The sequence below is a fragment of the Micromonospora sp. ZG13 genome (assembly GCF_059359355.1).
In genome coordinates, this window is record NZ_JCADBQ010000007.1 from 122,449 (window position 1) to 138,871 (window position 16,423).

General features: G+C 74.0%; 14 protein-coding genes. 9 read left to right on the forward strand and 5 right to left on the reverse strand.

Features of this window, described 5'->3' with window-relative positions:
* Positions 1 to 293: 293 nt before the first annotated feature.
* Positions 294 to 581, reverse strand: coding sequence for a DUF1905 domain-containing protein (locus tag AC5L34_RS17065; protein ID WP_441177433.1), 288 nt, complete (start codon positions 579 to 581; stop codon positions 294 to 296).
* Between the two features lie 110 nt (positions 582 to 691).
* Here AC5L34_RS17065 and AC5L34_RS17070 point away from each other — a divergent pair, with 110 nt between their 5' ends.
* Both AC5L34_RS17070 and AC5L34_RS17075 read left to right on the forward strand, forming a co-directional pair.
* Positions 692 to 1,543: an ATP-grasp domain-containing protein gene (locus tag AC5L34_RS17070; RefSeq protein ID WP_494825856.1), complete on the forward strand. Its 852-nt coding sequence runs from the start codon at positions 692 to 694 to the stop codon at positions 1,541 to 1,543.
* 289 nt (positions 1,544 to 1,832) lie between these two features.
* Complete coding sequence (locus AC5L34_RS17075; RefSeq protein WP_494825858.1) at positions 1,833 to 3,236, forward strand: glycoside hydrolase family 10 protein; 1,404 nt, start codon at positions 1,833 to 1,835, stop codon at positions 3,234 to 3,236.
* 79 nt (positions 3,237 to 3,315) lie between these two features.
* On the opposite strand, the gene AC5L34_RS17080 is transcribed toward AC5L34_RS17075, so the two are convergent.
* Positions 3,316 to 4,263: a cation diffusion facilitator family transporter gene (locus AC5L34_RS17080; RefSeq protein ID WP_441177430.1), complete on the reverse strand. Its 948-nt coding sequence runs from the start codon at positions 4,261 to 4,263 to the stop codon at positions 3,316 to 3,318.
* Positions 4,264 to 4,460: 197 nt separating this feature from the next.
* Positions 4,461 to 7,088 carry a CHAT domain-containing protein gene (locus tag AC5L34_RS17085; RefSeq protein ID WP_494825860.1) on the reverse strand — a complete coding sequence of 876 codons (2,628 nt, stop codon included), beginning with the start codon at positions 7,086 to 7,088 and terminating at the stop codon, positions 4,461 to 4,463.
* A 186-nt stretch (positions 7,089 to 7,274) separates the two neighbouring features.
* Between AC5L34_RS17085 and AC5L34_RS17090 the strand changes: the two genes are divergently transcribed.
* The 3 genes from AC5L34_RS17090 to AC5L34_RS17100 are packed head-to-tail and all read left to right on the forward strand — an operon-like array spanning position 7,275 to position 9,694.
* Entirely contained in the window at positions 7,275 to 8,585 is a 1,311-nt protein-coding gene (locus AC5L34_RS17090; RefSeq protein ID WP_494825862.1) for a S8 family peptidase, read from the forward strand.
* Positions 8,586 to 8,616: 31 nt separating this feature from the next.
* Entirely contained in the window at positions 8,617 to 9,255 is a 639-nt protein-coding gene (locus AC5L34_RS17095; protein ID WP_441177427.1) for an RNA polymerase sigma factor, read from the forward strand.
* Positions 9,230 to 9,694, forward strand: a complete 465-nt coding sequence (locus AC5L34_RS17100) for a hypothetical protein (RefSeq protein ID WP_494825864.1) — start codon at positions 9,230 to 9,232, stop codon at positions 9,692 to 9,694. Before AC5L34_RS17095 ends, AC5L34_RS17100 begins: the two co-directional genes overlap by 26 nt.
* A 138-nt stretch (positions 9,695 to 9,832) precedes the next feature.
* On the opposite strand, the gene AC5L34_RS17105 is transcribed toward AC5L34_RS17100, so the two are convergent.
* The gene (locus tag AC5L34_RS17105) at positions 9,833 to 10,876 is read right to left on the reverse strand and encodes a hypothetical protein (protein WP_494825866.1); all 1,044 of its coding nucleotides are present in this window, start codon (positions 10,874 to 10,876) and stop codon (positions 9,833 to 9,835) included.
* 404 nt (positions 10,877 to 11,280) lie between these two features.
* Between AC5L34_RS17105 and AC5L34_RS17110 the strand changes: the two genes are divergently transcribed.
* On the forward strand, positions 11,281 to 12,615 hold the full coding sequence (locus tag AC5L34_RS17110; protein ID WP_494825868.1) for a hypothetical protein: 1,335 nt from the start codon (positions 11,281 to 11,283) through the stop codon (positions 12,613 to 12,615).
* 135 nt (positions 12,616 to 12,750) lie between these two features.
* Here AC5L34_RS17110 and AC5L34_RS17115 read toward each other — a convergent pair whose 3' ends face one another.
* Positions 12,751 to 13,887, reverse strand: a complete 1,137-nt coding sequence (locus tag AC5L34_RS17115) for an FAD-dependent monooxygenase (RefSeq protein ID WP_494825870.1) — start codon at positions 13,885 to 13,887, stop codon at positions 12,751 to 12,753.
* 61 nt (positions 13,888 to 13,948) lie between these two features.
* On the opposite strand from AC5L34_RS17115, the gene AC5L34_RS17120 reads away from it, so the two are divergent.
* The 3 genes from AC5L34_RS17120 (at position 13,949) to AC5L34_RS17130 (ending at position 16,418) form a co-directional block, all read left to right on the forward strand.
* The gene (locus AC5L34_RS17120; protein WP_494825872.1) at positions 13,949 to 14,587 is read left to right on the forward strand and encodes a TetR/AcrR family transcriptional regulator; all 639 of its coding nucleotides are present in this window, start codon (positions 13,949 to 13,951) and stop codon (positions 14,585 to 14,587) included.
* Between the two features lie 116 nt (positions 14,588 to 14,703).
* The gene (locus tag AC5L34_RS17125; protein WP_357718439.1) at positions 14,704 to 15,000 is read left to right on the forward strand and encodes a hypothetical protein; all 297 of its coding nucleotides are present in this window, start codon (positions 14,704 to 14,706) and stop codon (positions 14,998 to 15,000) included.
* A 560-nt stretch (positions 15,001 to 15,560) separates the two neighbouring features.
* Entirely contained in the window at positions 15,561 to 16,418 is an 858-nt protein-coding gene (locus tag AC5L34_RS17130; protein ID WP_494825874.1) for a DUF4132 domain-containing protein, read from the forward strand.
* The last annotated feature ends 5 nt before the right edge of the window (positions 16,419 to 16,423 follow it).

Below are 16,423 nucleotides of genomic sequence, written 5' to 3' on the forward strand. Positions count from 1 at the left end.
ATCGGTGTTCCTCTCCGCCGGCCGGGGCGGGTGCCGGGCACGGCGACGCGGTGGGGGAAGGTGCTCCGGCGCTGGGCGCGGGTGGGCGCGCCGGTGTCGGGCGGGCGGTCGTCGTCGACCTGCCGCCGGGGGCGACGGTGGGGACAGCGCGTCTGTGAGAGCGCTCTCTCGCCGCCGCGGGCTTGCCTCACGTCGGGATGGAAGGGATGGCATGTTTCTACCCCCTGGGCCCCGCCGGCGCTACTCCTGCGATCAGGAAAGATGTGCGTACGCCGTGCGGGTGGGCCGAGCGTTCAGCCGTCGACGACCAGGCGGACGGTCACTCCGTCGCCCACCGCCAGCCCCTCGGCCCGTCGTACGGCCGCCTTCACCGGCACGAGGTAGCGCCCGTCCTTCGGGAACAGCGAGGTGCGCCAGCCGGTCTGCCCGATCCGCGCCGCGACCGGGATCATGCCCCAGCCGTAGCTGACCCCTGCGGCGCGCGCGGCCAGCTCCTGACAGCCGTCCTCGGTGACGGTGACGAAGTGCCACGGCGCTGGCCCCCGCCAGAACCACAGCTCGCCGCTGAACTCCAGCTCCATCGGCTCAGCATAGGGACGGGGACCGACGCTTCGGTCCGGGTGAGCCACTGACCGATCCGCGCCGCGCGGCGGCACTCGCGTCGTCAGCGTCGATCAGGGAGCATGCACCCGTGCTGCTGCTCGTTCCGGCGGACCCGCTGCGTCCGCGCCACCCGGATGCCCACTTCGCCCCGGAGGCGCACGCCGCCCGGGATGCCGGCGTCGAGGTCGCCGTCGTCGACCACGACGCGTTGGCTCGTGGCGACGACGTGCCGCGAGCGGTGTCGCGGGTGACCGGGGAGGGCGTCGCGGTCTACCGGGGCTGGATGCTGCGCAGCGAGCGGTACGCCGCCTTCGCCCACGCGCTGGCCCGCCGGGGCGTCGCCCTGCGGACGACCGGGGAGCAGTACCGGCGCGCCCACGAGTTGCCCGGCTGGTATCCCGGCCTGGCCGAGCTGACGCCGCGCTCGGTGTGGACGGTCGGGACGCGGCGCGCCGACTTCGACCGGGCGCGGCACGCGCTCGGCGGCGGGGCGGCGGTGCTACGCGACTTCACCAAGTCGATGAAGCACCACTGGCACGAGGCGGCGTTCATCCCGGATCTCGACGACGGCCAGGCCGCCTGGCGGGTCGCGAGCCGCTTCGTCGAGCTGCGCGGGGACGATCTCGTGGGCGGCCTGGTGCTGCGCCGGTTCGAGCGGTTCACCGGCGCCGAGGTCCGTACGTGGTGGGTGGACGGCGCCTGCGTCCTGGTCGGCGCCCACCCCGACAGCCCGCGCGACACCCCGCCGGAGACGTTCGATGCGGGGTTGGTCAGCGGGTCGGTGGCGGCGCTGGGGCTGCCGTTCGTGACCGTGGACCTGGCCCTGCGCGCGGACGGCGGATGGCGGATCGTCGAGCTCGGCGACGGGCAGGTCAGCGATCGACCGTCCACCATCGCACCGGCCGTCATGGTCGATGTGCTCCGCCAGGGTGCGGGCTGAGTCCCGAAACTTCCGGTGCCCCGGCCGGTTGCGGGACGGCCGTTCGACGGGGGTGAGGCTCTGGCGGGGCGGGCGGAGCGGAACGCCAGCGCCGGAAGGATCCGATAATCGGGCGTTGAGGTTCCGGACACGTTCCGATACGGTCCGATGGAAGGGCTTCGATCAACACACGGTGTCGAGGATGCTGACGGCGGCGTGGTCTCCGGGCGACCACTCCATCGGCCCCACCGTGGCGGGCGGTTGTCGAGGCGGCCCTGCCCATCCATTCGATCCATCGAAAGGCTCTGCCATGGACAACAATCCAACCCCCGCCGGCGGGCGCCCGGTGGCCCGCAGGCGGCCGCGCGTCGCGCTGGCGTCGGTCGTGGTCGGTCTCTCCGTCGCCGCCGCGACGATGGCGGTGGCGTCCGGCGCCAACGCCGGCACGACCCTGGGGGCGTCCGCCGCCGAGAAGGGGCGCTACTTCGGTGCTGCGGTGGCGGCGCACAAGCTCTCCGACACCACCTACGTCGGGATCCTGAACCGCGAGTTCAACTCGGTCACGCCCGAGAACGAGATGAAGATCGACGCGACCGAACCACAACAGAACCAGTTCACCTTCACCAACGCCGACCGCATCGTCAACCACGCCCGCGCCAACGGCATGCAGGTACGCGGCCACACCCTCGCCTGGCACTCACAACAGCCCGCCTGGATGCAGAACATGTCCGGCACCGCCCTGCGCGCCGCCATGCTCAACCACGTCACCCAGGTCGCCACCCACTACCGCGGCAAGATCCACTCCTGGGACGTCGTCAACGAAGCCTTCGCCGACGGCAGCACCGGCGCGCGCCGCGACTCCAACCTCCAACGCACCGGCAACGACTGGATCGAGGCCGCCTTCCGCGCCGCACGCACCGCCGACCCGAACGCCAAACTCTGCTACAACGACTACAACACCGACGACTGGACGCACGCCAAGACCCAGGCCGTCTACACCATGGTCCGCGACTTCAAGCAGCGTGGCGTGCCCATCGACTGCGTCGGCCTGCAGTCACACTTCAACAGCGCCTCGCCCTACCCGGGCAACTACCGCACCACCCTGTCCAGCTTCGCCGCACTCGGCGTCGACGTCCAGATCACCGAACTCGACATCGAAGGCTCCGGCAGCAGCCAGGCCACCACCTACCGCAACGTCGTAACCGACTGCCTCGCCGTCACCCGCTGCACCGGCATCACCGTCTGGGGCATCCGCGACACCGACTCCTGGCGAGCCAGCGGCACCCCGCTACTCTTCGACGGCAACGGCAACAAGAAGCCGGCATACGACGCGACGCTGAGCGCGCTGAACGCCGGCACCAGCACGCCGCCCCCGACCACCGCGCCCCCGACGACCCCGCCGCCCAGCTCCCCGCCGCCGTCCGGTGGCTGTGCCGCGTCGGTGTCGTTGAACTCGTGGAACGGCGGCTTCGTCGCCACCGTACGGGTCACCGCCGGAGCCACGCCGATCAACGGCTGGGCGGTCGCCCTCACCCTGCCGGGCGGCGCGACGGTCACCAACACCTGGAGCGCGCGCGCCAGCGGCGCCACCGGCGCCGTGACGTTCCAGAACGTCGACTACAACGGCCGACTGGCCGCCGGGACCACCACCGAGTTCGGCTTCCAGGGCACCGCAACCGGACCGACCGGCACCCCCACCTGCACCGCGAGCTGACCGCGTACGGCCCGGTGTGGGACGTCCTCCCGCACCGGGCCGCCGACGTCGCAGGCACCTCTCGTTCGGATCGGGGAGGTCAGCCGGTGTGACCGGCCGGCTCGACCGCCGGGACGGACCGGCGGTCGATGTCGGGCTCGAGGTAGATCGCCGTAGCGGTGGGCAGCACCCTGCGGATTCTCGCCTCGGCGTCGTCGATCGTGGCGGCGACGTCGGCTCCCCGGTCGACCGTTCCGATGGCGATCTTCGCCGCGACCAGGAGGTCTTCCGGTCCGAGGTGCAGGGTGCGGAGGTGGATGACGCCGTCCACGCCAGGGGTGGACACCAGCTCGGTGTGGATTGCGGTGATCTCTTCGGGCAGGGCGGCCTCGCCGATGAGCAGGCTCTTGGTCTCGGCGGCGAGGACGACCGCGATGACGACCAGGAGGGCGCCGATGCACAGGGTGGCGATGCCGTCGAAGATGGCGTTGCCGGTGAGCACGCTGAGTCCCACGCCGGCCAGCGCGAAGACCAGGCCGAGCAGGGCGCCCGCGTCCTCGAGCAGGATCACCGGCAGTTCGGGGGCGCGGGCGTGGCGAACGAAGGAGACCCAACCTCGGGTGCCGCGAACCTTGTTGGCCTCCTTCACGGCGGTATACAGGGCGTAGCTCTCCAACGCGATCGCGATGACCAGGACGGCGACGGCGATCAGGGGCGAGGTGAGCTCGTGCGGGTCGCTGATCTTGTGGTAGCCCTCGTAGAGGGCGTACAGGCCTCCGATGCTGAAGAGCACGATCGCGACGATGAAGGCGTAGATGTAGCGTTCCCTGGCGTACCCGAACGGGTGCAGCGCCGAGGGGGCGCGGCGGGCGCGCTTGCCGCCGATCAGCAGCAGCGCCTGGTTGGTCGAGTCCGCGACCGAGTGCACGCCCTCGGCGAGCATCGACGCCGAGCCGGTTATCGCGGCCGCGACGAACTTGCTCACCGCGATGCCCAGGTTCGCGATCAGGGCTGTCACCACGGCTTTGGTGCTGCCTTCAGCCGCCATCGGTTGGTTCTCCCTCGTCACATGTCGTCGGTCGGGGCGTCCTACGACACGACACCCGTCCGTCAGGGTCTTCTACCGGCATCGCGCCCGGGTATGCGTCGGCCCGTCCCCGCGGGACGGGCCGATGATCCGTCGTCGGCTGCGGTCTGTGCCCCGTCGCGTGGGGGCCGAAACACCGCCCCTCCCGGCCGCGTCGTTCAGCCGGCGCCGAAGCAGACGAAGGCGGCGGCGGTGGCGTGCGCGGCTGCGCCCCCAGCGGCGAACGCGCGCTGGGCGTCGGCGAGCGCCAGCGCCGGGGCGGCGCCGGCGCGCATCCGCCGGTGCAGGTCCAGCATCAGCGCGGTGGTCAGGTCGGCCGGGACCGGCAGCACGGTCGCGATCAGGGTGCGGGCACCCAGGGCCAGCAGCACGGCGGTGAAACCCATGACCTCGTCGCCGGGCCGGACGCCGGAGAGGCCCGAGTCGCAGGCGGAGAGGACCACACAGCCAGGTGGGTGGGTCAGCCGCTCCAACTCGTACGCGGTCAACGGCCCGTCGGCCAGCTCCAGGGTGGAGAAGAGCGGGTTGTCGGCGCGGAAGGTGCCGTGTGCGGCGACGTGCGCCAGCGCGGTGGCGTTCAGCGCGTCGGTGACCGCGTCGGCCGTGGCGTCGCCGCCGGTGAGGTGGCGGGCGCCGGGCAGGGCGGCGCCGAGCTGGCGTACCTCGGTCTCGGCGGCGGGCAGCCGGGGCCCGGCCACCAGCACCGGCGGGCCGGTCGGGACGATCCGACCGGCGGCGCGCAACCAGACCGTCGCCGAGGGCGCCACCGTCACCGGGCGGCCGGCGCAGGTCGGCAGGCCGGACCAGGCCACGGCGTGCAGCGCGCCGATCGGGACGATCACCAGTGGCCGGTCGCCCAGGAGCCGGCGTACGGGGTCGAAGAGCTGCCGGTCCAGCGCGGTGGCGGCGAACTCGACGCCGGCCCGGGCGCTGGCCGAGTCGCCGGTGGTGACCAGCCGGCGCAGGCCGAAGCGGTGTCGTCGGGCCCGACCCAGCGCCTCGTCGAGCGGACCGAGGTCGTGCAGGCTGGTCCGCCCGTCGCGGACGAGCACCGCCCGCAGCCGGGGCCCGTGCGTCACCAGTTCCAGCAGCACGGCGTCGCCCAGCGCGGCGGCGAGGGCCCGCACCGAGGGCGGTGCCACCAGGCCGTCGCCGGCGGCGCCCCGCGCGGCACCGCCCACTCCGCGCGCCAGTTCCCGGATGCGCTGTTCGAGCCGGCCCTGGCTGCGCCGCAGCGTGTGCACCGGGTGGCCGGCGAGCAGCGCGTCCTCCAGGGCGGTGCTGACCATCCGCAGCTCGGCCAGGGCGGCGGCCAGTTCGGGATCCTGCGGCGGCTGCACCGGGCGCATCCGCAGGGCGTTGGCCCGCCAGCGCTCCGCCCAGGCCAGCACCTGTGCGGGCGTGCCGGCGCGTACGGCGATGTCCAGCCCCTCGGCGGCCAGTTCGTGCCCGTACGTCCCGCTGTGTGCGCGTAGCTCGGTGGCGCCCAGGGAGGCCCGGTGGCCGTCGAGCACCGCCAGGCCCCGGCGCAGGGCCCGGGCCGCGCCCCGCGGGTCACCGTCGAGTCGGCGGCGCAGGGCGAGCGCGTACCAGCCCTGGGCGCGGTGGGGTGCGGTGCCCCGGCGGTGCGCCCGGGCCGCCACCGCCAGCAGCTCGGCGGCCCGGGCGGGCCGGCCCAACGTCTCGGCCAGGCGGGCGGCCTCGATCCGGGTGGTCAGCGCCGGCGAGGGCCAGCCGGTGGCGTCGAGCTGCCCGGCGGTGCGCACCATGGCGGTGAGCAGGGCCGCCGAACGGTTGCCCCGGGCGAACTCGGCGCGCAACTCCACGTGCCGGGCGAAGGCGGCCCAGATGCGGCGTCCCTGCCGGCGGAAGCGGGCCCGCGCCGAGGCGGCGGCGGTCGCGGCGGTGTCCAGGTCACCGGCGAGCAGGGCCGCGCGGGCCCGGGCCAGCAGCGCCTCGGCGAGATCCGAGGCCATGCCCCGCCGGCGCAGCTCCGACACGGCGGTGGTGGCGACCTCGACCGCCTCGTCGACCAGCGGCACCGACAGCAGCAGCTCGAACCGGTCCAGCAGCAGCGCCGGGCGGGGTACCGACAGCCGGCGGTACTCCTCGTCGACCGTGGCGAAGCCGCGCAGCGCGCCCGCGACGTCGCCGCGTTGCCCGGCGGCGATGCCGATGTTCCAGCGGGCGTCGGCGGCGGCCAGGTCGAGCCCGAGCTGGTTGAAGATGGCCGCGGAGCGGGACAGGTCGTCGTCGGCGTCGCGGCCGGTGCCCCGGTGGGCGTTGAGGAGCCCGCGGTTGTTGCGCGCGCGGGCCTCCAGCAGCAGGTCGCCCTCGCGCCGGGCGACCTCCACCGCGATGCCGTAGTCGCGGACCGCCTCGTCGAACCGCCCCCGGTAGTGCAGCACGACACCCCGCTGCATCCGGGCCCGGCCGGCGTCGGCGCCGGTCAACCGGGGCAGGGCCAGGGTCACCGCGCGCAGGGCGGCGCCGGTGCGTCCGGCGTTGGCCAGGACGTACCCGAGGCTCATCCGGGCGAGCGCCCGCACCCGGGGCGAGTCGGCGACCCGCACCGCCCGGCGCAGGTGCCGCAGGGCGCCCGGCAGGTCGTTGATCTCCCGCAGGGCCAGCCCGATGGCGCGTTCGGCGGTGGAGCGCTCGTCGGCGTCGGGGTGCCCGGCGGCGAGGACCCGCCGGCCGATCACGATCGCCTCGCGGGGCCAGCGCTGGACGGCGTCGAGCGCGGCCTGGGCCGTGCCGGCACCGGAACCGGCGCTGTCGGCCATGCCAAGAAGAATCCCGCAGTCGCGCTCCTCGGTCAATCGCGAGGGCGGTATCGGAAATCCGTCGGCTGAACGACGATCAATTGACACACGACTATCCTTTGAAATAATCGTCCGGTGCCTCGGAGCGTCCTTCCGTGGCTGCCCGGCCCGTCGCCGACCACGCATCTCCGACCGCTTGGAGGACCGGTGCCGTCCGACGACTCCTTCGTGCCGCGCCCGCCCGCCGGGTTGTCCCGTCGGCAGGTCGTGGCCTGGTCCACCCTGGCCGTCGCGGCGGCGCCGCTCGGTCTCGTCGGGGCGGGCCGGCCGGCCACCGCCGGCGAGTCACCCGACGCCACCTACCAGCGGCTCTTCCTGGAGGCCCTGGCCGCGGACCCCGACGTGCGTCGGTACGCCGTCGCCGGCCGGGAGTTCCTCCACCGGCCACGGCAGCTCCTGGTGGCCCGCCCCGACGTGCAGCGGGTCGTGGCTCGGCTGCGCGGCTACGGCCACCCGGTCACCGAGGGCGTCGGCTTCGGCGGGGTCGCCCGGCTCCTCTTCGCCGTCGAGACCGACATCCCGTCGGTGGTGACCAGGCTGCGCGACCCGCAGCAGTGGCCCGGGCAGCCGGTTCCCCTGGTCCAGCCGCACCACGTCCTCGTCGGCTTCGGCAACATCATGGGCAACCCGGGCGGCCCGCCCCGCGTCGCCGCCGCCCTGCCGGCGCCGGATCCGGCGCGCGCCGGTGAGGGCGCGGGAGTGACGGTGGGAATCTGCGACACCGGCATCTGGCGGCAGGCCGGCTCCCGTCATCCGCAGTGGCTGGGCGGCAGCTACCTGCCCGAGGTCGACGACGAGGACGCGGTCTACGTCGGCGCGGACGTGCTGGCGCTTCAGGGCGGCCACGGCACGTTCGTCGCCGGAGTGGTCCGGCAGGCCGCGCCGGGCGTACGTCTCGATCCCGAGGCCGCGCTGGACGCCACCGGCGTCGGCGACGAGGAGATGCTGGTCGCCGCGCTCGGGCGGCTCGGTCCGCAGGTGTCGGTCGTCAACCTCTCGCTGGGCTACTTCACCCAGGACGACCAGCCTCCGCTGCCACTGGTCGACGCGCTGGCCGGGCTGCCCGGCAGAGCCGTGGTGGCCTCGGCGGGCAACGCCGGCACCAGTAGGCGGACGTGGCCGGCCGCCCTCGACCGGGTGCTGGCGGTCGGCGCGGTGAGCGCCGGGTCCACCGGCCCGGTGCCGGCGCCCTACAGCAGCCACGGGTCGTGGGTGGACGCCTGCGCCCTGGGGGACCGGCACAGCACCTACGTCCGGGGCCGGCTCCCGTTGCCGGGCCATCCCACCCGCTACTTCGACGGATTCGCCGCCTGGGCCGGCACCTCGTTCGCCACGGGCCACGTCGCCGGCCGGCTGGCCGTGCTGATGACCAGCGCCGGACTCAGCGCCGAGGCGGCCCACGCCGCGCTGATCGCCGGCCCCCGCTGGCATCCCGACTACGGCGTACTTGTCGCGTGAGGCCGGTATCGGCGTGCCGGGCGGTGGCCGGATGAGCGAGCGCGGCACGGTCGGGCTGGTCGCCGCCGCCTCCTGCGGGGACGAGGGGGCGTGGGGCGAGTTGGTCCGCCGCTACACGCCACTGGTGCTGTCGGTGATCCGGTCCCACGGACTCGACCACGTCGACGCGGCGGACGTGAACCAGACCGTCTGGCTGCGTGCCGTGGAGCAGCTGGGCCGGCTGCGGGAGTCGAACGCGTTGCCCGCCTGGCTGGTCACCACCACCCGGCGCGAGTGCTACCGGCTGCTGCGCCTCGGCCGGCGGACCCAGCCGTTCGACCCGTACGACGACTCGGTGGGCGGGCACGTCGGCGCGTCCCTGCTGGTGGACCCGGTCACCCCCGACGAGGACCTGCTGCGCGCCGAGCGGCGGCAGGCGCTGCGGGAGGCGTTCGCGCAGTTGCCGCCGCGCTGCCGCGAACTGCTCACCCTGCTGATGGCCGAGCCGCCGGTCAGCTACCGCGAGATCGGGGCACGGCTGGGCATGCCGGTGGGCAGCGTCGGTCCCACCCAGGCCCGGTGTCTGCACAAGCTGCGGAACTGCCCGGCGCTCGCCCCGTTCGTCGGGGCGCACCCGGGCAACGACGGGAGCGGAGGTGACCGGGATGGAGCCGTGGCCGCCAGCCGCTGACGACGCCCTGCTGGCCGAGTTGAGGGCCGCCCTGCGCGAGCCCGGTCCGGTGCCGGAGGAGTTCGTGGCCGGGGCGCTGGCCGCGTACGGGTGGCGGAGCGTCGACGCCGAGTTGGCGCTCGCCGAGTTGACCTTCGACTCGTCCTGCGACCCGGAGCCGGCCGGTCTCACCCGGTCCACCGGATCGGCGCGCACGCTGACGTTCCGGGCCGGTGCGGTCGTCGTCGAGATCGAGGTGACCCGGGCCGGCATCGTCGGGCAGCTCTCGCCGGCCCGGGGCGGGCGGGTCACCGCGCGTACGGCGATCGGTGCGTACGAGGAGGTGCCGGTGGACGCGGTGGGCTTCTTCTCGATGGGGGTGCCGCCCGCCGGCCCCGTCCAGCTCTGTGCCCGCACCGCCGGGTACGCGGTGGCGACCGCCTGGGTCAGCCTGCGCTGAGCGGACGCCCCTTCGCCGCCATCGCGCGCGTTGGGCGGCGCTCCGGCCCGCGCCGGGTGGCGGACGGGGTTTGCGCCGGAACGGGTGGAACGGAGGTCGCGGGCCCCGTCCGCGACCTCCGTCCCTGCCCTCGGAGGGCTACCCGGCCCGCTGGCCGACGGTGACGTCGTAGCGGACGCCGCCGAGGTCGGCCCGGGCGGCACCGGTGGTGTCCGGGCCGATCTGGGTCACGTTGACGGCGGTCTTCTCCCGGGTCGGCACGGTCGCCGTGAAGCTCAGCGAGAAGGCGAGCCGCTCACCGGGGTTGAGCTCCAGGTTGTCCAGACTGGCCTGGCCGATGTCGACGATCTCGACCTGGTTGCGGCCCACCTCGCGCACGCCCTTGCCGGCCTTGCCCCCCTTGACCCAGCGCTCGAACAGGGTCGGGCCGAGGTCGGCGACGAGCCGGCCACCGGCGGTCTGGAACGGGGCCCCGTTCTGGCTGAAGACCACGCTGCTGCGGGCCGGGCGGGTCAGGGTGTTGCCGATGGCGAACGGGCGGATCTGCGCCTGACCGCCGGCGGTCAGCGCCACCGAGTCGACGTTGCGCCAGGCGATGTTGTTGTTGTGGCGGGTGTTGACGCCGATGTCCGGGCCCTCGAAGGTCATCGGGTCGTTGGGGGAGACCCAGCGGGCCAGCAGGCAGAAGTGACCGGGGCCGGGCACGTTGTCCCACGGGATGGTGACGGAGGTGACCCCGGGGTAGACCGGTACCGCCATCGCCCCGATCTGCGTCCACGCGCCCGGCCAGGCCGCCCCGCCGCCGGGCGTGGTCCGGTAGACCAAGATCGTGCCCTGCTCCATGACGCTGTCGCCGTACGGGCCGGGGTTGCGCAGCTTGATGAAGATGTAGTTGCGTTGGCCGACGATCGGGTTCTGGCTGGTCGCGCACTCGACGGCGGTGTGGCAGACCTTGATGTCCGGGCTCTGCCAGAGGGGATTGAGCGCGTGCGGCTCGATCCCCACGTCGGCGGGAGTGTCCTGCATGTACACGTCGACGGCAGCGGCGGCGGCGCGGCTGTCCGTCGGGCCGGCCAGTGGCGCGGCGCCGGCCGCGGTGACGGACAACAGCGTCGCCAGCGCCGCGCCGGTGAACAGGGCGAGCGTCGAGCGGCGCGCTCTTCCTGCGAGTCTGGTGGACACATTTCCTCCCGGTGGTGGGGAATCGCCGCGCGCCCCGGTGTGGCGGCGTGGGCGGGTGGACATCCATACGGAGCGCGATCGACAGAAATAAATACGTCTGTCGCTGTCGGTCGATGTCAGATGACGGGGGTTCGCATCAACCTGGCGAAAGCCGCGCAACGGCCCTCGGCGCGACCGTCCGTCGGCATCCCGCCCATCGCCCCGCCCGCCGTCCGTCGGCCTGGCCGCCCCGAGCGTCGGCCCAGCCGGCGCGGGGTCCGATCGCGGCCGACAACTCGGGGCATTGGGCGCAGTCGCTGTCCGATGGTCGACGGGTCACTGACCGCGACGGCCGGCCGGGTGCTACCTCTTCGCCAGCGTTCGGCTGACCGGGCCGGGCCGGCAGCGCGCGAAGGAGCCGCCACATGTTCCCGTTCCCCGACGAAGCGACCAGGAATGCGCTCGATCTCGGCCGGCGCGAGGTGTTCCAGACGTACCGGGTGCTGATGGCCTGCGAGCTGCAACGGTTGCGTCCCCTGGTCGCCGCGCTGCGGGCGGGGCTGCGTCGCGACCGGTCGACCGCGCGACTCGACACGGTGGCCGGCCTGGTCGACGGGCCCTGGTTGCAGCAGATCTCGGTACGCGGCGCGACGGTGCACCGGGCGGCCACCCTGTTCAAGGAGGTGCAGGACTCCCTGGACGGGGTCGTGCCATCCGCCGCCGGCAATCCCTACCTCGGCGCCGCCCTGGACGAGCTGCAGAACAAGATCGTCGACGTCATGAACGACGTCGGGAGCCCCGGGCACACGGCCGTCAACAACGCCTTCGCGCGTCTGTTCGGGTCCACCTCGTCGGTGGCCAAGGCCCGCTTCGCGCAGACGGTCACGGCGCTGCGGGCCATGCTCAAGCGCACCGACGGCCAGCGGTCGGGATTCGTGTGCAACCTGACGTTGCCCGACGGGATGGGCGCGCTCGCCAGCGGTCAGGGCGACACCGCGATCATCAACGTGGGTCGCTCCGCACTCGACGGAACGATGCACGTGTGGGAACTCGCCGCCACACTCCTGCACGAGGGGACGCACACCCTGGCGGAGAACCCGACGGTCGACATCGTCTACCGCCACCGCAACGCCCCCTACTACCTCCAGGGCCAGATCGCCCTGCGGAACGCCGCCAACTTCGAGCAGACCGTCTACGAGGCGCTGGGCCAGGGCGGGCCGTTCCCCGCCGACGTCCAGGTGGCCGCCATGCGGGGCCGTGCCGCGCCCCGGATGGACTCGCTGCACACCGTTCTCGCGTCCCGCATCACCCGCGCGTGGGTACGCAGCTACGACTTCGCCTGCCTCGACTTCAGCAGGACCGACCTGCCCAGGTCGGTGGCCGCCGTGCTCACCGACCTGCCGCAGGGCCGGGCGTACGCGCCGTTGACCAAGGCGTACATGGAGGCGCTGCACGCGGCGATGCTGTCGCTGATGCGGGCGGAGGAGCGGCTGGTGGTGCGGGCCGAGCCGAACATGCTGAACCACTCCACGGTGATCAACGCGGACGGCACCATCCGGTTCACCATCAACTCCGACCTCGCCGCCCGGACGCCCATGGCCCAGCTGCTGCACTGGATGCTCGACGAACTCGTCACCGAGGTGAACTGCCGGATCCCCAAGGACAGCGCGGAACTGTTCGCCCTCATCCTGAGCATCGAGAAGTTCGACCGGGACAACGTGCACGACGCACTGACCGACTTCTACGGCTCCTTCCAGTAGGCGGCGGCTGCCGGGCGACGCCCTGGGGCGCCGCCCGGCGCGCACCTCGGCGGAGCCGGCGAGCCCGTCGACGGCCCGACGTCCGGGCACGGCGCGGGTGCGGTGTCGGCGCGCCGGGCGGCCCGCGGCGCGCTCTCAGTCGAGCGACGGCGGACGCCAGTCGGCGTAGCGGGCCATCGAGCGCAGCGCCAGTCGGGGCGGGGTGAGGCGCAGGACGGCGTCGCGGGCCGCCACGGCGACGGGGTTCTCCAGTTGCTGACCGAAGCGGCCGACCGCGCGGGACGCCCTCGCCACCCGCTGGCTGCGCGGGCGGCGCTGCCGGTCGTAGGCGAGGGGCCCGTCCGGGCGGCCGGCGACGGAGGCGAGCACGACGGCGTCCTCCAGCGCCTGGTTGGCGCCCTGGCCGAGGTTGGGTGTCATCGCGTGCGCCGCGTCGCCGATCAGGACGACCCGGCCCTTGACGTACGTCGTCAGGGGTTCGTCCAGACAGGCGAGGTCGTCCCGCAGGACGGTGCCGGTGGCGGCGATGAGGGCGGGGATCGGATCGTGCCAGCCGCCGAACCGCTCGCGCACCCGGTCCGGCTCGTCGCCGGCCGGCGACCCGGGCGCGGCGTTGACGGAGGCGAACCAGTAGACGCGGCCGTCGGTGAGCGGCACCATGCCGAACTCGGCGCCCCGGTCCCAGCTGATCGCGACGACGAGCTCGCCGTCCCAGGTCGGGGTGACCCCGCGCCAGGCGGTCACGCCGATGGGGGCGGGGGCGGCGGCCTCCGGCCAGAGCAGCCCGCGCACCGTGCTGTGGATGCCGTCCGCGCCGATCACGAGATCGGCGCTCGTCCGGGCCGTCCCGTGCCGGCCCTGGTAGGTCACCTCGCCGTCAGCGGTGACGGCGCGGACCTCGGCGCCGGTCAGCACGACGCCGTCCGGCAGCGCGCTGAGCAGGATCTCGTGCAGGGCGGCGCGGTGGATGCCGACGGCGGGTGTGCCGAGCGCGCGGGCAAGCTCGCCGGGCCCGATGCGGGCCAGCCACCGGCCGTCGGCTCTGCGGGTGCCGCCGGAGACGTCGGCGCGGCCCCGCTGCCGTACGGCAGCGCCGAGGCCCAGCGCGTCCAGGCAGCGCAGCCCGTTCGCTTGCAGGACCAGTCCCGCCCCGACCGGACGGAAGGCGGCGGCACGTTCGAGCACCGTCACCCGCCAGCCCGCGCGGTGCAGGCCGATGGCCGCGCCCAGCCCGCTGATGCCGGCTCCGACCACCACTGCCGTCCGCGTCATCGCCGCTCCTTCTACAGATGTAGAAAGAGATACTACCGCCGTGGAAGGAGGTGGCGACGCCGTGCCGACCGACCGGTTCGCGGTCCTGACCGACGCCGCGATCGACGTACTCGCCGAACTCGGCATGCGTGGGCTCACCCACCGCGCCGTCGACGCGCGGGCCGGGCTGCCGCAGGGCACCACGTCCGCGTACTTCCGCACCCGCGCAGCGCTCATCGAAGCGGTGGTGCGCCGGCTCGCCGACCTCGACCGGGCCGACCTGGAAGCCGCCGGGGTGCCGGCCGGGGAAGGCGTCCCGGAACTCGCGCCGGACGACGTCGTCGCGGTGGCCGGCGGCATCGCCGCAATGCTCGATCGGTGGATGAGCACCGCCCGCAACCGCACGCTCGCCCGCTACGCCTGCCTGCTGGAGGCCACGCACCGCCCGGAACTCCGGACGATCCTCGCGTACGGCGACGCGTCGCGCGCGCAGTCGAGGGCGATGCTGGCGGCCGCGGGCGCCCGGCACCCCGGGCAGGCCGGTGACCATCTCGTCGCCTGCATCGACGGTCTGCTCTTCGACCGGCTGGCCGGCGCGGGCGCGCGCACCGCGCCGCCACCCGGTACGGCCGCGAACCGTGCGGACCTCACCGTCGCGGTCACGACCCTGTTGCGGGCGTTCGCCGGTCGGCACCCCGACCCGCGACGTCCCGCCGGCTGACCGCCGCCGTCGCTCCGGTCGCGGGCCGTTCACCCCCGTGAAGGCCTGCCGTGGCGTCGGGACCGGGCATCGACCACAATCGGGATCCGTCATCGTCCATCGTCGAGAGGACACGAGTGAAACGCCGACTCCTGCACGCACTGACGGTCGCGACCGTCGTTCTTTCCGGCTCGGCTGTGGCCGCCGCACCGGCCTCGGCGAGCGACGCGTGGGGCATCGTCTGCAACCTCCGGGAGAACACCTGGCTGCGCGCCGCGCCGCACAGCCACGTGCTGCTCACATTGACCGCCGGGCGCGGGTTCCGCTGGCACGGTCAGGTCTGGGCCGTCGACGACGACGTCTGGATCTACGGTCACGGCGCCGAGCACCCGTCCGTGGACGGCTGGGTGCCGGCCGGCAACACCACCTGCTGAGCCGACGGTTCCGCCGGGACGGCGGCGGGCGACCGCCGCCGTCCCGCGCACGTCCCGCCAGACCACCGCTCGCGTCGCGGCTGTCGACCTACCGCCGCGGGTACGCCGCTGCTCGCCCCGCGGTCGGCCACCGAACGACAGGCCCTGTTCGCGCTGCCCGGCAGGCTGCTCGATCACCACGGCGGGGTGCGTCCCCCTGATCCGGCCGGCACCGTGCCACGACGGGGCCTCGGCCCGACATGGCCCGGGTGCCGCGTCCCAACGGGAGAGGATCGCCAGCGCCGGACCGGCTGGAGCGAGGCTTCTCCGGTCGCCGTGTGACCTAGGTCATCACCGTGGGGTTCCCGCCGGGCTCGCCGTCGGCCCTGCGCCGCGCACTCCGGCCCGCCGGACCTGCGACTTCCGTGAGCCGCGCCGTCCTCGTGTCGCCGACCCGGCCTCGGCTGCTCGGCCGATGGGTCGCTGTCGTGTCGGTCACTACTGTTAGCGTGCCCTCGTTGTCGATCACGGCCGATTCCTCACGAAATCTGGCTGTTCTGCCACTGCGGAGGGTGTTCCTGATGGCCTGGCTACCGGTGGGGGACTCGTACGAGATCTCTCTCGTGGACGGAAAGGTGGCGGCCCGTTCCACCGGCCCGCGCGCCGGCGGCCGTCCACTGAAGACTCTGCCGAAGGCGCTGCGCGACGCCCCCGAGGTGGACGGGCTGCGCCAGCTCGCCCAGTGGCTGGACCGGCACGGCGTCGAGTGCCTGGCCCGGGTCGACGCCTGGGTGGTGTCCTCGCTGCCGGTGCCGACCGCGCTGCTGGCCCGCGTCTGGCCGGACCCGGCCTGGCAGCACGCGCTGCGCGACCTCGTGGTCCTCGGGGACGACCCGGCCGAGGCGGGCTTCCTGCGCGACGTCACCGACGGCGGCGACCTGCGCGTGGTCAACCTCGACGGCGACACCGTCCGGCTCTCGCCGGCGACCGCCACGCTGCCCCACCCGGTGCGCCTGCCCGACCTGGCCGACCTGCGCGAGTTCGCCGACGAACTGGACGTGACCCAGCGCATCGAGCAGTTGCACCGGGGCACCTGGGACAAGCCCGAGGACCTCAGGGCGCGGGACACCACGGTCGCCGACTTCCGTGGCACCAAGGTCCCCAACCGGCTGGCCGTCCGGGCCGCCACGCTCGGCTTCCGGGTCTCCGGCTCGCAGATCAGGTGCCGCGTCTGGGAGGCCGGCCGCACCGTGGAGGCCGCGCTGTGGTTCGACGAGGACTACTGGGACTCCGAGGCGACCCTGGGCACCCTCTCCTGGGCGGTCGTGGACGGCCCGACGCTGCGGTTGACCGAGGTCGGGCCGGTGGCCTGGTCGGAAGGAATGCGGATGGCGACGGCCCTGTCCGGCGCCGTGACCGGAACGGGGAAGAAGGCGTGAGCGCG

What these genes read in the sequence shown, in the direction of transcription:
- AC5L34_RS17065 (WP_441177433.1), bottom strand. Translation starts at nt 581, where the DNA reads ATGGAGCTGGAGTTCAGCGGCGAGCTGTGGTTCTGGCGGGGGCCAGCG.
- AC5L34_RS17075 (WP_494825858.1), top strand. Translation starts at nt 1,833, where the DNA reads ATGGACAACAATCCAACCCCCGCCGGCGGGCGCCCGGTGGCCCGCAGG.
- AC5L34_RS17080 (WP_441177430.1), bottom strand. Translation starts at nt 4,263, where the DNA reads ATGGCGGCTGAAGGCAGCACCAAAGCCGTGGTGACAGCCCTGATCGCG.
- AC5L34_RS17085 (WP_494825860.1), bottom strand. Translation starts at nt 7,088, where the DNA reads ATGGCCGACAGCGCCGGTTCCGGTGCCGGCACGGCCCAGGCCGCGCTC.
- AC5L34_RS17095 (WP_441177427.1), top strand. Translation starts at nt 8,617, where the DNA reads ATGAGCGAGCGCGGCACGGTCGGGCTGGTCGCCGCCGCCTCCTGCGGG.
- AC5L34_RS17100 (WP_494825864.1), top strand. Translation starts at nt 9,230, where the DNA reads ATGGAGCCGTGGCCGCCAGCCGCTGACGACGCCCTGCTGGCCGAGTTG.
- AC5L34_RS17110 (WP_494825868.1), top strand. Translation starts at nt 11,281, where the DNA reads ATGTTCCCGTTCCCCGACGAAGCGACCAGGAATGCGCTCGATCTCGGC.
- AC5L34_RS17115 (WP_494825870.1), bottom strand. Translation starts at nt 13,887, where the DNA reads ATGACGCGGACGGCAGTGGTGGTCGGAGCCGGCATCAGCGGGCTGGGC.
- AC5L34_RS17130 (WP_494825874.1), top strand. Translation starts at nt 15,561, where the DNA reads ATGGCCTGGCTACCGGTGGGGGACTCGTACGAGATCTCTCTCGTGGAC.